Here is a 14747-nt window from a genome sequence, read left to right as displayed (position 1 = left end):
ATGTCAAAGATTACAGTATTAGGTGGTGGCGGATGGGCTATAGCATTAGCTATGGTTCTTAATGATAATGGTCATAATGTCACAATATGGTCAGCAGTAAACAGAGAAGTCGAAGCACTTAAAACTCACAGAGAAAATAAAATAAGTCTTCCGGGAGTAATCATTCCTGAAACAATTGAAATTACAAATGATTTAAAAAGTGCTGTTAATGGAGCAGAAATTATTGTTATGGCAGTTGCATCTTCATTTGTAAGAAGTACTTCAAAACTTTTAAAGGATTTGATTCCAAATGGTCAGATTATTGTAGATGTTGCTAAGGGAATTGAAGACGAAACGTTTAATACAATGACGGAAATAATTGAAGATGAATTACCAAATTGTGATGCAGTTGCATTATCAGGACCAAGTCATGCCGAAGAAGTAGGTCGTAAAATTCCAACAGCCGTTGTAGTAGGAGCAACAACTAAAGAAACAGCTGTTAAGGTTCAGGATGCTTTTTCAAATCATTACTTCAGGGTGTATGTAAGCCCTGACAGAAAGAGCATTGAGCTTGGTGGCGCTTTAAAAAATGTTATTGCATTAGCTGCCGGAATTTCAGATGGCTTAGGATTTGGTGATAATACAAAGGCACTTCTTATTACAAGAGGAATGAAGGAAATTAGTCTTTTAGGAACTGCAATGGGTGGCCACACAAGAACATTTAACGGATTATCAGGAATTGGTGATTTGATTGTTACATGTGATAGTAAACATTCAAGAAACAGACGTGCAGGAGTATTAATTGGACAGGGATATTCTTTAGAAGAAGCTGTTAAGGAAGTAAATATGGTTGTTGAAGGTGCTGTATCTGCAAAAGCTGCACTTAATCTTTCAAAAAAATATCATGTTGATATGCCACTTACAGAAGCTGTTAATGACGTATTATTTAATGGAAAAAAGCCTTTAGATGCAGTTAATGAGTTGATGAACAGAGATAATACAAGTGAGCATGTAGATTTATTGTGGAAGTAAAGAAATATGGATGATTTAAAAAAAATACAAAATAAATTTATAGGTCAGATTGGAAATTTTGACATTGATCCTACAGAATTTAAAATGCTCATGACATATTATGAATGTGCAATTTTAGAAGTAAAGACAAAATTAGATGTTTTAAACAAAGAATTTTCTGCAAATACTATGAGAAATCCTATAGCATCAATTAAAACAAGAATTAAATCTCCTGATAGTATATATGAAAAGTTAGATAGAAAAAATTTGGATAAAACATTAGAAAGTGTACAGAACAATTTAGATGATGTTGCAGGAATTAGAATTATATGTTCTTTTTTAGATGATATATATAGCGTTGCAGACATGCTTACAAGTCAGGATGATGTTAAAGAATTAACCAGAAAAGATTACATAAAAAATCCAAAGAAAAATGGTTATAGAAGTTTACATCTGGTTATAGAAATTCCTATTTTCTTATCTAATGAAAAGAAGCGTGTAAAAGTTGAGGTACAAATAAGAACAATTGCTATGGATTTCTGGGCTAGTTTAGAACATCAGATACACTATAAGAAATTTGAAAATTCTAATGTAGAATCAATTAAGCAATTAACGGATTGTGCAGATACAATTTACGAAACAGATATAAGAATGTTAAATATCAGACAAAATTTGTTAGACAACGAGGATTAAATTTATGGAAAGTAGAGCAAAAGAAACTGCAAAGAAAACAGCAAAGAAAGGTAAAAATGGGATTGTTAAGCTTATATTCAGCCGTATATTTATTTTTGCCCTGCTTATTTTTCTGCAACTTCTTGTATTGTTCTACTTTTTTTGGCATGTAAATGAGCAATTTAAGATATTTTATGATTTTATAAGAATTATCACTGTTTTTCTGGTTCTTTATATTGTTAATGAAAAAAAATCAGATCCAACCATGAAAATGATATGGTCAATTGTAATTCTTATAATTCCAATTTTTGGTGCACTTTTATATTTGTTTGTAAAATTTCAACCTACATCTGTGCTGTTAAGAAAAAGATTAGAAGTAATTAACCACAGGTCGGATAATTATTTAGAATATAAAACAGACATTAAAGATAAATTGCAAAAAGATGATCCGCTTATAGAAAATTTAGGAGAATACATCTATAAATATTCAGGATGTCCACCATATGAGAATTCAAAAATTACATATTTTGCTTCAGGAGAAGAAAAATATGATTATTTGATAAAAAAACTAAAAGAGGCAAAATCATTTATATTTTTAGAGTATTTTATAATTGAAGAAGGTGAAGTCTGGAATTCTGTTCTTGAAATAATAAAACAAAAAGTTAAAGAAGGGGTTGAAGTCCGTGTAATATATGACGGAATGTGTTCTCTAACCAAACTTCCAATGGGTTATTTTAAGGAACTTAGAGAATATGGAATAAAAGCTAAATCTTTTAATCCAATGAGACCGTTTCTTTCAACGCATCAAAATAACAGAGATCACAGAAAAAATCTTGTAATAGATGGAACAATTGCTTTTACCGGAGGAATTAATCTTGCCGATGAATATATGAATTTAAAAGAGCGATTTGGTTATTGGAAAGATACAGCTGTTATGATAGAAGGAGAAGCTGCTAAAAGTTTTACGTTATTATTTTTGCAAATGTGGAATGTAGATGAAGAAATTATTGGCGATTATAATAAATATTTAGATGTAGACTGTCCTTCGTTGCCGGATACATCAGGCTATATTATTGGATATGGAGATGAGCCGTTTGATGATGAAAAAGTTGGAGAACAGGTATATTTAAGTCTAATAAATACAGCAAAAAAATATGTTCATATAATAACTCCTTATCTTGTAATTGATAATGTAATGATGGAAGCTCTGACATTTGCTGCAAAAAGAGGTGTTGATGTAAAAATTATCATGCCGGGAATTCCAGATAAAGCATATGCGTATTGTCTTGCAAGAACCTATTATGAAGAATTAATTAAAAATGGAGTTGAAATATATGAATTCACTCCGGGATTTACACATGCAAAACAATTTGTAGTTGATGATGATAAAGCCACTGTTGGAACAATTAATTTAGATTACAGAAGTTTATATCTTCATTTTGAGTGTGGATGTTTAATGTATAAAAACAAGGAAATATCATTAATAGAAGATGATTTCGAAAAAACATTACAGAAATCTAAAAAAATCACATTAGAAGACTGTAGAAATCGGTCGACATTATACAAATTATGTGGTTCAATATTAAAAATGATTGCTCCGTTAATGTAATTTTGTATTAAAGGGAGAATGATTATGCTTCATATTAAGTGTGGCGATGGTGTAGGTAAGACAACATCTGCCGTCGGTCAGGCTGTTAGAATGTTAGGCTATAATAAAAAAGTAATATTTGTTCAATTTATGAAAGATGGTCTTTCCGGAGAAATAAACTTTTTAAAAAATAACAGCAATATTTATGTTTTGCATCCAACAGGTCCAATAAAATTTATATGGAATATGACAGCTTCTGAAAAGAGCGATTTAAAGGATATCCATACAAATTTAATAAAAGAAACAGAAAAAATTTTAAAATCAGATAATATATCAATGGTAATATTTGATGAATTTAACTCTGCAAATGAATTGAATTTGTTGGATAAAGATTATGCATATAAGCTTATTTGCGAATATAAAGATAAAACTGAAATAATATTGACAGGAAGAAACCCCGAAGAAAAATATGTAGAAATTTCAGACTATATATCGGAAATTAATTGTATAAAACACCCATTTGAAAGTGGTGTAAATGCCCGTAAAGGTATAGAATATTAAGAATATATAAAACCTCTTTGCATATAATTATAAAAAATGTAAAGGGGTTATTTTTATGGATTTTAGTATTTATAAAGACATTAAAAACCGTACAAACGGTGAAATTTATATTGGTGTTGTCGGGCCTGTCAGAACAGGAAAATCAACATTTATAAAGAATTTCATGAATTTAGCAATTATTCCAAACATAAAAGATGAAAATGATATTAAAAGAGCTCAGGATGAACTGCCACAATCAGCAGCCGGAAAAACAATTATGACCACAGAGCCTAAATTTATTCCAAATAAGGCTGTTAATATTAATTTGAAAAATGATATAAATGCCAGCGTAAGACTTATAGATTGTGTAGGTTATATGGTTGATGGTGCAACCGGATATTTAGAAGAAGATAAAGAGAGAATGGTAAAAACTCCATGGTTGACACAGGAAATTCCTTTTTCTAAAGCAGCGGAACTTGGAACTCAAAAGGTTATTTCAGAACATTCAACTATAGGGATTGTCATAACTACAGATGGAAGCTTTACAGATATTCAGGCTGAAAATTACATGAAAGCAACAGATATGGCAATTAAGGAATTGGAAAAAATAAATAAACCTTTTGTTATAGTTGTAAATTCAATGGAACCCGAATCAGAGAAGTGTAAAAGTGTCGTAAAAAAATTAGAAAGCAATTACAGGTCAGCTGTCATTCCGCTTAATTGTCTTCAGTTAAGCGAAAAAGATATAAATGAAATTCTAAGCAAAATTTTGTTTGAATTTCCAATAGCAAAGATTAATTTTATGTGCCCTAAGTGGGTAAATGTTTTAGAAGATGACAACGAAATTAAGAATGCGGTTTTAGAATTGTCAAGAAACATACTCATGGTTCTTAATAAAATAAAAGATATCAATTCTTTGCCAAATACTAAAGAAAACCCGTACATAAAATCAATCACGATTAATAATGTTAATTTGTCTGACGGAGAGGTAACAATAACCTATGCTATATATGATAAATATTACTATATGACATTAAGTGAAATGACTAATACACAAATCAATAATGAACTTGAACTGGTTAGTTTTGTAAAGGAACTTGCTGAAAAAAAAGATAAATTTGAAAAAGTAAATTATGCAATAGATGAAGTTAAAACTAAAGGATATGGAATAGTAGTGCCTACAAAAGATGAAATAACACTTGAAAATCCGCAATTGATAAGAAGTGGTGGAAAATTTGGAGTTAAAATTAAAGCTAATGCTCCATCAATGCATTTTGTTAAAGCAAATATAGTAACTGAAATTTCTCCTATAATAGGAAGTGAAGAACAGGCAAATGATTTAATTGATTATATAAACGGACAAAAGACAGATGAAAATGCAAATATATGGGACACTAATATTTTTGGTAAAACAATTGAACAAATTGTTAAAGATGGGATAGTTGCAAAAATCAGTGGAATGAGTGATGAAACTCAGGGTAGAATGCAAAATACTATAGAAAAAATCACTAACGACCAAAGCAAAGGGGTTATTTGTATTCTGTTGTAAAGCTAAAATCAAGTAGCATTCGTCTATATGTTTAAATAAAGATAGATATCTGCATTCGATTGTCTATTAGAAAAATTAAATATATTTACTTAAGAATATGATAGCGAGCATTAACAAATAGATGCGTAAGTATGCAAACTAAATCAACCTATAATGCAAATTAAATCAATCTATAATCTTGAAAAACAATAGTCCTTATGCTAGAATTATTTATTGAGTTTTAGCATAAGGATTAATATTTGGAGGATAAATAAATGCAAAAATACGGATTAAACGAATTAAGAAAAATGTATTTAGATTTTTTTGCATCTAAAGACCATTTGGTATTGGGTAGCTTTTCTTTAGTTCCCCACAATGATAACAGCTTATTGTTGATTAATGCAGGTATGGCACCTCTTAAGCCATATTTTACAGGTCAGGAAATTCCACCTAAGACAAGAGTAGCTACATGTCAGAAATGTATCAGAACAGGTGATATTGAAAATATAGGTAAAACAGCAAGACATGGTACATTCTTTGAAATGCTTGGTAACTTCTCATTTGGAGATTATTTCAAGACAGAAGCAATTCATTGGTCATGGGAATTTTTGACAGAAGTTGTTGGATTGGAAGCAGACAGACTTTATCCTTCAGTTTATCTTGAAGATGACGAAGCATTTGATATATGGAACAAAGAAATGGGTATTCCTGCTGATAGAATATTTAAGTTTGGTAAGGAAGACAATTTCTGGGAGCATGGTGCAGGACCTTGCGGACCATGTTCAGAAATTTATTATGACCGTGGTGAAAAATATGGTTGTGGTAAGCCGGATTGCACAGTAGGTTGTGAGTGCGACAGATACATTGAAATTTGGAATAACGTATTTACACAGTTTGAAAATGACGGAAAAGGAAATTACACAACTCTTAAACAGAAAAACATTGATACAGGTATGGGTCTTGAAAGACTTGCAACTGTTGTTCAGGATGTAGATTCAATTTTTGATGTTGATACAATCAGAGCTTTAAGAGATAAAGTTTGTGAATTTTCAGGAAAAGAATATAAAAAAGAATATGCATGGGATGTTTCAATTAGAATTATAACAGACCATATCCGTTCAGCTACATTTATGATTTCTGACGGAATTATGCCATCTAACGAAGGAAGAGGTTATGTTCTTAGAAGATTAATCAGACGTGCTGCAAGACATGGACGTTTACTTGGAATTGATGGAAAATTCCTTGCAAAATTAAGTGAAACTGTTATTGAAAGTTCAAAAGACGGTTATCCTGAATTAGAAGAAAAGAAAAACATGATTTTTAAAGTTCTTACTGAAGAAGAAAACAAATTCAATAAGACAATAGATCAGGGACTTGGAATCCTTACTGATATGCAAAAAGAAATGGATAATGCAGGTTCAAAGACTCTTTCAGGAAAAAATGCATTTAAATTATATGACACATATGGATTCCCTCTTGATTTGACAAAGGAAATCCTTGAAGAAAAAGGATTTAATGTTGATGAAGACGGATTTAAAGCATGCATGGAAGAGCAGAAAGAAAAAGCTAGAAAAGCCAGAAAGAAAACAAATTACATGGGTGCAGATGCTACAATTTACGAGCAGATGGATAAAAATATCACATCTAAATTTGTAGGATATGACAAATTAGAAAATGAATCAGTAATTTCAACAATTGCAACTGAAGATGAAATTGTAGAAGCAATCACTGATGGTGATATGGGAACAATCGTTGTTGATGAAACTGTTTTCTACGCTACAATGGGTGGACAGGCAGGAGATATTGGTGTAATTACAAACGGTGACAGTGAATTTGAAGTAAAAGATACAATTAAGCTTTTAGGTGGAAAGATTGGTCATATAGGACAGGTTACTAAGGGAATGTTCTCTGTTGGAGATAATGTTACACTTAAGGTTAATAAGCATAATAGAGAAGATACAGGCAAAAATCATAGTGCAACACATTTATTACAGAAAGCTTTAAAGATTGTATTAGGAAATCATGTTGAACAGGCGGGCTCATTAGTTACTGCAGACAGACTTAGATTTGACTTTACTCATTTCCAGGCTATGACTCCTGAAGAAATTAAGAAAGTTGAAGATATTGTAAATAATGAAATCGCTGAAAATCTTCCTATAATTACTAAAGAAATGTCATTAGAAGATGCTAAGAAGACAGGGGCTATGGCATTGTTTGGCGAAAAATATGGTGAAACGGTTCGAGTCGTTTCAATGGGTGATTTTTCAGTTGAATTATGTGGTGGTACCCATGTAGCAAATACAGGAGTTATTTCAGCATTTAAGATTGTTTCAGAATCAGGTATTGCTGCCGGAGTAAGACGTATTGAAGCTTTAACATCAACAGGTCTTATGAAACATTATGAATCAATTGAAGAAGAAATGAATCTTGCAGCTAAGGTTGCTAAAGCTGAACCTATAGCACTTGTAAAGAAAATTGAAGCTATGCAGGAAGAAATAAAAGCTCTTATGAGTGAAAACGAAAAACTCAAGAGCAAAATTGCTAATGCATCTGTTGGAAATGCTGATGACCAGATTGTTGACGTAAATGGAGTTAAGTTATTAGCGATAAAAGTCGCAGACGTTGATATGAATGGTTTGAGAAATTTAGGCGATCAGATGAAAGAAAAGACAAACGATGGAGTTGTTGTTATCGTATCAACTTTAGGCGATAAAGTTAATGTTATTGCAATGGCTGGTGATGATGCAATCAGTAAAGGTGCACATGCCGGAAATATCATTAAGGAAGTAGCTAAATGTGTTGGCGGTGGTGGCGGCGGTCGTCCTAATATGGCACAGGCCGGAGGAAAGAATCCTGCAGGTGCAGATGACGCGTTAGCAAAGGCTAAAGAAGTTCTTGAAAGCCAGGTAAAATAATAAGCAAAAAATCTTCAATATACTATAAAAAGTGGTTGACGATGTGGAAATATATGTTATAATATTTTTTGTGTGTTATGAAACACAATACCTACAGTTTTAGGAATATCGTAACTGGAGGGAGGTAAGGAAAGAATGTCAAGCGTTATCGTTAAAGAAAACGAATCAATCGACAGTGCTTTACGTAGATTCAAGAGAAATTGCGCAAAGGCTGGTATTCAGCAGGAGATTCGTAAAAGAGAACATTACGAAAAACCAAGCGTTAAGCGTAAGAAGAAATCAGAAGCTGCTAGAAAGCGCAAGTATAATTAATTATAAAAAACCGGAGTTTATGCTCCGGTTTTTTTATGTATTATATTTTAAACAATTCATATACTTAATAATAATAGCTATATGTGGAGAAAAGCTATAGATAAATATAAAATTTGTGATGCCGGCCAAATACCTACAGATGTAGTTTTTAAAGAATCTATCGTCGATATCTTAGGAAAAAGATGTGCTTATATAGAAAATTATATTTCGATAATTGAATTATCAGATACAAACATAATAGTTAAGTGCAAACGTTATTATATTTTTATAAAGGGTAACGGATTAAATATCGAATATTATAATAATAAAATCTGTATGAAAATAATAGGAGATCTTAATGAAATATCATTTTGTAGAAATTTGCATTAATAGTTACGATATAAAAAGATTATTGAAATTTAACGAATTAGAGTATAGAGAGATTAAGATTTCAAATAACGAAGCTACTTTTCTTATAAACAAAAAATATTTAGCAAGGCTAACAGAAAAATGCGAGAAATACAATATTGAAATTAAAAATGTTTCCGAAATTGGAAATATAAATAAAATAAAAAAAATTAAATACATAAAAATATTTGGTATTTCGTTAGCATCATTTTTATTGATTGTAGTTATATTATCTATGTTTATCTGGAACATTACAATAGATGGCAATGTAATGCATACTTCCAATGAATTATATAATTTTATAAGAAAACAAAACGTATATGTAGGAGAATATAAAGGAAAAATTGATTGCGATGAAATAGAAAAAAAGATTCGTAATAAATATTCTGATATAACATGGGTTTGTTCAGAAATTAAAGGGACAAATCTCATAATTCATGTAAATGAAAATTATAATCGAACGATAAAGGAACAGGAAAATTCTCCGTATAATATTATTGCAAATTGTGATGCACAAATAGATAGCATAATAACAAGAACAGGTGTCGGCAATGTAAAGAAAGGTGACAAAGTTAAAAAAGGTGATTTGCTAATTTCAGGAGAAGTAGATACATATAACGAATTTGAAGAAATTATAGCTAAGAAATATGTTAAGGCTGACGGTGAAATTTATGCCAAAGTTAAATATGAATTTAATAAAAAATATAAAATAAAAGAAAAAGTAAAAAAATATGGAAAGAAATATTCATATTTTAACGTTTCGTTTGGTGATATGGCAATATTAAATGGCGAAGGCAAAAATAAAGACATTTTGATTGAAAAAAATAAACTTCATTTTTTGAGAAATTATTATCTGCCTGTAACATTTACAAAAATTACAAATATTCCTTTTAAATATGTTGAAGTAAAAAGGAATAAAATACAAATAAAAACACTAATAGATAATGATTTTACATATTATTTAATGACTTTAGAACAAAAAGGGTATAAAATTCTAGAAAAAAATGTTAAAATGGAGATTGTCGGTGACAAATATATAGGAAAAGGACAGGTGACAGTTGTTCAACCTTTTGGGTCACTTGAAGAGTTAAGTATATCAGAGGAAGGAACTACAGTTAATGAGCGTGATTGAGAGTATTATAGATATTCCTGCTGAGCATGAAAAAAAGATTTATGGAAATTTTGATGAAAATATAAAGAAAATAGAAAGAACACTTCATGTCACCATTATATCTAGAGATTCACAAATAAAAATTATTGGTGGTGAAGTTGCTGCCAAAAGGGCAAAAAAAGTATTTGAACAGCTTTTTAAATTATCTTTACGTGGCAATGAAATAACAGAGCAAAATGTTGATTATGCGTTATCATTATCTTTTGAGGATAACGAACAGGCGATTGTTGAATTAGATGATGATATGATATGCAGAACTGCGGCAGGAAAGCCTGTTAAGCCTAAAACATTAGGTCAGAAGCATTATGTAGATGAAATACGCAAGAAGATGATTGTATTTGGAATTGGTCCGGCTGGAACAGGTAAAACATATCTTGCAATGGCAATGGCAATAACTGCTTTAAAAAATGATGAGGTAAATAGAATCATTTTGACAAGACCTGCTATTGAAGCAGGAGAAAATCTTGGATTTTTACCAGGAGATTTACAAAGCAAGGTTGATCCATATTTACGTCCTTTATATGATGCGTTATATCAGATAATGGGAGCAGAAAGTTTTATGCACAATTCTGAAAAGGGAATTATAGAAGTTGCTCCTTTAGCATATATGCGTGGACGTACATTAGATAATGCATTTATTATCTTAGATGAAGCACAGAACACTACACCTGCACAGATGAAGATGTTTTTAACAAGAATCGGCTTTGGATCAAAGGTAATCGTGACTGGTGATTTAACACAAAAAGATTTACCTAGAGACGCTGTTTCAGGATTAGATGTTGCGTTAAAGGTTTTAAGTAAAGTTGAGGATATAAGTTTTGTTAGCTTGACGAACAAAGACGTTGTAAGACATCCTCTTGTTCAGAAAATCGTTAAAGCATATGAAGAATATGATGAAAAAATGGCAAAAAAGAAACAACAAAGGGAAAAGAAATAATGAATATTTATATTGAAAATGAATATGACAAAGAAATGAAGGAACGACTTGATTATGAAAAACTTATAGAAGAGGTTGTTAATGAAGCCGTGGATTATGTGAAATGTCCATATGAGTGTGAAGTCAATGTAACTATAGTAACTAATGAAAGAATTCATGAGATAAATAACGAGTTTAGAGGAATTGACAAAGAAACTGACGTATTATCATTTCCGATGATTGATTATGATAAGCCGGGTGATTTTACAGGTTTTGATGAGATTGATGATTATTTTGATTTAGATACCGGAGAATTAATTTTAGGTGATATTGTTATTTCATATGACCGTGTAATAAGTCAGGCGCATGAATTTAATCATTCAGTTAGAAGAGAATTTGCTTTTCTTGTTGCCCATAGTATGCTTCATCTGTTTGGATATGATCATATGGAGGAAGATGAAAGGGTAGAAATGGAAAGAAAACAAAATGATATTTTAATAAATTTAGGAATTACGAGGGAGTAAATATGCAAAAAAAGATACTAACAACATTAACATTAATCATGGTAGCTATGATTTTAGTAACAGGATGCATGATTTTAGTAACAGGATGCAAAGGAAAGAAAACTGAAAAAAAAGAAAAAACAACTGTTGAAGAAACAACAATTGAAGAAACAACTGTTGACAATTCACATATCGGACAGGTAAGAAGTAAATTAACCGGTGAATATGTAGATGAAAAAATTGGTAATAGAAGACCTGTTGCCGTAATGTACAATAACATTATAAATGCAATTCCTCATTCAGGACTTAGCAATGCAAGTGTGTGCTATGAAGCACCTGTTGAAGGATGCATAACACGTATAATGGGTATTTTTGAAAATTACGATGATCTTAAAAAGATTGGTTCAATAAGAAGCTGCAGAATTTATTATTGTTATTTTGCCTTGGAATGGGATGCAATATATGTTCATTTTGGTCAGTCTAAATATGCACTTGATTTTCTTAAAAGCGATAAGATTGATAATGTAGGTTCATATCAGTCTGTAGCTAACAGTATATTCTTTAGAACAACAGATAGAGTTGCACCACATAACTGTTTTATTGATGGTGCAGGAATTAAAAAGGGAATTAAAGAATTAGGCTATAGAAAAAAATACAGAAAAGATTACAGTTCGCATTTTCAATTTGCTGATGAGGGAACTAAAGTAGATTTAGCAAGCAAAAAAATTGCCAATAAAGTAGAACTTGGTTACCAGATAAATAAACCTTGGTTTGAATATGATGCAGCTACAGGATTATATAAGAGATTCCAATATGGAAAAGCACACATTGATGATCAGAATAATGAACAGCTGTCTTGTTCTAATATAATTATTCAGTATGTTAACGCTACTCTTTATCCTGATAATAAGAGTTTGGATATGACTTTAACAGGCTCAGGAAAAGGTTGGTATATTACAAACGGTAAGGCTGAAAAAATTACTTGGAATAAATCAGACAAGCTTGGAAGAACTACATATTTAGATAAATCAGGAAATGAAATTGTTTTAAATGATGGTAAAACATGGATTTGCATGGTTCAGAATGAATATTCTGATAATGTAAAAATTTCAAAATAAGAGTGAGTATTATGAGTAATGATGAGTTGATATCAAAAGCATATGAGGCAATGAAAAATTCATACGCACCTTACAGTAAATTTAATGTAGGAGCAGTTGCCTTATGTGGTGAAAAAATTTACATAGGATGTAATATTGAAAATGCATCTTTCGGCGCAACTATATGTGCTGAAAGATGTGCTATTTTCAAAGCTGTATCAGATGGATGTACAAAAATTGACAAAATAGTAATTGTATGTTCTACGCACAATTTTGCGTATCCATGCGGAATATGCAGACAGGTTATGACAGAATTTATGGATGAAAATGGAATAATTGTTGTAACTAATGATAAGGAAATAAGAGAATACAAACTTTCTGACTTGATGCCGGAAAGTTTTCGTATGTAATTAGGAGATTTCAATGTCAAAGAAAAAAATAAAAAGCAGCTTTCTTCTACAAGGAAGTATTTTAGCTGTAGCAGGTTTATTAGTAAGAGTTATAGGTTTAATATATCGTGTTCCTTTAACTAATATTTTAGGTGAAAAAGGCATGGGATGTTATGGCACGGCTTATGATGTGTATAATATTTTAATTTTATTATCATCACAAAGTATGCCTATTGCAGTCTCAAAGCTTGTTTCTGAAAAATTAGGAAGAAATGAAAATAATAATGCTCACAGAATTTTTAAAGGAGCATTAATATACGGGCTTGTAATTGGTGTTATATGTGGATTAATTGCATTTTTTGGCGGAGAATGGCTTGCTTCAACATTTTATCATGCTCCATCAGCCGGAAGAGCATTAAAGGTATTAGCTCCTACATTAACAATAGCATGCATTTTAGGAGTTTTCCGTGGTTATATGCAGGGACTTGGAGATATGGTGCCAACTGCGATTTCTCAGATATTTGAACAGATTGTAAATGCTTTTGTAAGTGTGTTTGCAGCATACGAATTATTAAATTATGGATACTCTGTTTCTACAATGTTATCAGAAAGTAAAGCAGAAGCAAATGCAATATCATATGGTGCTGCAGGTGGAACTTTAGGTACATGCCTTGGTGCGGCTACAGCTCTTTTAGTCCTGATTATTATCTACTTAAAAAGAAAGTCGGATATATTAGCTGACATTTCAAAGCAGGATAAAGGCGCATTGGATTCATTTAATAGAATAACAAAAATGATTATATTTACAATTACACCAATGCTCATAAGTACAACAATTTATAACATTAGCAACTTGTTGGATAATCCGATTTTCCAGAATATTATGGAGTTGAAATTTGGCTTAAAAGAAGATGCAAGATTAGCATTGTGGGGTGTATACAGCTCACAGTATAGAGTACTTACTACTATGCCAATAGCTATTGCATCTGCATTAGCGGCAGCAATTGTACCGTCAATGATTCGTTCATATGCTGCCGGTGATAAACTAATTGTAAATAATAAAATAGATTCAGCAATTAAATTTTCAATGATAATTGCCCTGCCTTGTGGCTTTGGATTATCAGTATTAGGTGGACCAATCAACAAAATGCTATTTCCTAATTTGAGTAATGATATGATTGTTTACATGATGATGTTTAGTGTATTTACAGTTACGGCATTTTCTTTATCAACAATCAGTAATTCAATATTACAGGGAATTGATAAATTGAATGTTCCTATTAAGAATTCAGCAATTTCATTAGGTATTCATTTAGTTATTTTGCCTTTATTACTCGTTGTATTCAAATTAGGAATATACGCTGTTGTAATAGGTGATTTCACATTTGCAATGACTGTATGTGTATTAAATTCATATTCAATAAAAAATTATACAGGCTATACACAGGAAATAAAAAATACATTTGTTAAACCTATAATTTCATCGGTAATTATGTCTATATGTTGTTATTTAGTTTATTTATTATTCCATAAATTAATCGGAAGTAATACAATATCAACGTTAATCGCTATATGTGTAGCTATTGCAGTATATGGAATTATGGTTATTAAAACGAAAATTGTTACAGAAAATGAATTGGAATCTGTTCCAAAAGGAACTATGATTATTAAAATATGTAAAAAAATTCATCTGCTGTAGTATATAAAAATATAAAACGGTAAAAAATATATGCAAAGGA

Annotated in this window: 13 protein-coding genes; all 13 read left to right on the top strand. The window is 30.9% G+C overall.

All coding sequences use genetic code 11. The features are described from left to right. The 13 genes from DWW96_RS04775 to DWW96_RS04710 all read left to right on the top strand — a co-directional run bounded on the left by DWW96_RS04775 (position 1) and on the right by DWW96_RS04710 (position 14707). Positions 1-1011, top strand: coding sequence for an NAD(P)H-dependent glycerol-3-phosphate dehydrogenase (locus DWW96_RS04775; RefSeq protein WP_117909447.1), 1011 nt, complete (start codon positions 1-3; stop codon positions 1009-1011). 6 nt (positions 1012-1017) lie between these two features. Further along, a complete protein-coding gene (locus tag DWW96_RS04770; RefSeq protein ID WP_117909445.1) occupies positions 1018-1683 on the top strand; it encodes a GTP pyrophosphokinase family protein in 666 nt (221 codons plus the stop codon). Positions 1684-1687: 4 nt separating this feature from the next. Then, positions 1688-3271, top strand: a complete 1584-nt coding sequence (gene cls / locus DWW96_RS04765) for a cardiolipin synthase (RefSeq protein WP_117909443.1) — start codon at positions 1688-1690, stop codon at positions 3269-3271. Positions 3272-3295: 24 nt separating this feature from the next. Further along, positions 3296-3811 (top strand): cob(I)yrinic acid a,c-diamide adenosyltransferase, encoded by a 516-nt coding sequence (locus DWW96_RS04760; RefSeq protein ID WP_158562647.1) that lies wholly within the window; start codon positions 3296-3298, stop codon positions 3809-3811. Between the two features lie 55 nt (positions 3812-3866). Continuing rightward, entirely contained in the window at positions 3867-5339 is a 1473-nt protein-coding gene (gene spoIVA / locus DWW96_RS04755) for a stage IV sporulation protein A (protein ID WP_117909439.1), read from the top strand. A 254-nt stretch (positions 5340-5593) separates the two neighbouring features. Beyond that, a complete protein-coding gene (gene alaS / locus DWW96_RS04750; RefSeq protein WP_117909437.1) occupies positions 5594-8233 on the top strand; it encodes an alanine--tRNA ligase in 2640 nt (879 codons plus the stop codon). Positions 8234-8368: 135 nt separating this feature from the next. Then, positions 8369-8545, top strand: coding sequence for a 30S ribosomal protein S21 (gene rpsU, locus DWW96_RS04745; protein WP_005362674.1), 177 nt, complete (start codon positions 8369-8371; stop codon positions 8543-8545). Positions 8546-8882: 337 nt separating this feature from the next. Then, positions 8883-10064 carry a sporulation protein YqfD gene (locus tag DWW96_RS04735; protein WP_117909433.1) on the top strand — a complete coding sequence of 394 codons (1182 nt, stop codon included), beginning with the start codon at positions 8883-8885 and terminating at the stop codon, positions 10062-10064. Further along, positions 10051-11040 (top strand): PhoH family protein, encoded by a 990-nt coding sequence (locus tag DWW96_RS04730; RefSeq protein ID WP_022088415.1) that lies wholly within the window; start codon positions 10051-10053, stop codon positions 11038-11040. Before DWW96_RS04735 ends, DWW96_RS04730 begins: the two co-directional genes overlap by 14 nt. Beyond that, positions 11040-11543 (top strand): rRNA maturation RNase YbeY, encoded by a 504-nt coding sequence (ybeY, locus tag DWW96_RS04725; RefSeq protein ID WP_117909431.1) that lies wholly within the window; start codon positions 11040-11042, stop codon positions 11541-11543. Before DWW96_RS04730 ends, ybeY begins: the two co-directional genes overlap by 1 nt. 2 nt (positions 11544-11545) lie before the next feature. Continuing rightward, positions 11546-12640, top strand: coding sequence for a DUF3048 domain-containing protein (locus DWW96_RS04720; RefSeq protein ID WP_117909429.1), 1095 nt, complete (start codon positions 11546-11548; stop codon positions 12638-12640). Between the two features lie 11 nt (positions 12641-12651). Then, positions 12652-13029, top strand: coding sequence for a cytidine deaminase (locus tag DWW96_RS04715; protein ID WP_117909427.1), 378 nt, complete (start codon positions 12652-12654; stop codon positions 13027-13029). Positions 13030-13042: 13 nt separating this feature from the next. Then, complete coding sequence (locus tag DWW96_RS04710) at positions 13043-14707, top strand: polysaccharide biosynthesis protein (RefSeq protein WP_117909425.1); 1665 nt, start codon at positions 13043-13045, stop codon at positions 14705-14707. Positions 14708-14747: the final 40 nt, after the last annotated feature.

The sequence above is a fragment of the Eubacterium sp. AF17-7 genome (assembly GCF_003461285.1).
Classification (GTDB): Bacteria; Bacillota; Clostridia; order Lachnospirales; family Lachnospiraceae; genus Eubacterium_U; species Eubacterium_U album.
The sequence above is the reverse complement of the archived record's forward strand: the minus strand, read 5'-3'. Positions and strand labels throughout refer to the sequence as shown.

What these genes read in the sequence shown, in the direction of transcription:
- ybeY (WP_117909431.1), top strand. Translation starts at nt 11,040, where the DNA reads ATGAATATTTATATTGAAAATGAATATGACAAAGAAATGAAGGAACGA.
- DWW96_RS04720 (WP_117909429.1), top strand. Translation starts at nt 11,546, where the DNA reads ATGCAAAAAAAGATACTAACAACATTAACATTAATCATGGTAGCTATG.
- DWW96_RS04735 (WP_117909433.1), top strand. Translation starts at nt 8,883, where the DNA reads ATGAAATATCATTTTGTAGAAATTTGCATTAATAGTTACGATATAAAA.
- DWW96_RS04710 (WP_117909425.1), top strand. Translation starts at nt 13,043, where the DNA reads ATGTCAAAGAAAAAAATAAAAAGCAGCTTTCTTCTACAAGGAAGTATT.
- DWW96_RS04730 (WP_022088415.1), top strand. Translation starts at nt 10,051, where the DNA reads ATGAGCGTGATTGAGAGTATTATAGATATTCCTGCTGAGCATGAAAAA.
- DWW96_RS04775 (WP_117909447.1), top strand. Translation starts at nt 1, where the DNA reads ATGTCAAAGATTACAGTATTAGGTGGTGGCGGATGGGCTATAGCATTA.
- cls (WP_117909443.1), top strand. Translation starts at nt 1,688, where the DNA reads ATGGAAAGTAGAGCAAAAGAAACTGCAAAGAAAACAGCAAAGAAAGGT.
- alaS (WP_117909437.1), top strand. Translation starts at nt 5,594, where the DNA reads ATGCAAAAATACGGATTAAACGAATTAAGAAAAATGTATTTAGATTTT.
- DWW96_RS04770 (WP_117909445.1), top strand. Translation starts at nt 1,018, where the DNA reads ATGGATGATTTAAAAAAAATACAAAATAAATTTATAGGTCAGATTGGA.
- DWW96_RS04760 (WP_158562647.1), top strand. Translation starts at nt 3,296, where the DNA reads ATGCTTCATATTAAGTGTGGCGATGGTGTAGGTAAGACAACATCTGCC.
- DWW96_RS04715 (WP_117909427.1), top strand. Translation starts at nt 12,652, where the DNA reads ATGAGTAATGATGAGTTGATATCAAAAGCATATGAGGCAATGAAAAAT.
- spoIVA (WP_117909439.1), top strand. Translation starts at nt 3,867, where the DNA reads ATGGATTTTAGTATTTATAAAGACATTAAAAACCGTACAAACGGTGAA.
- rpsU (WP_005362674.1), top strand. Translation starts at nt 8,369, where the DNA reads ATGTCAAGCGTTATCGTTAAAGAAAACGAATCAATCGACAGTGCTTTA.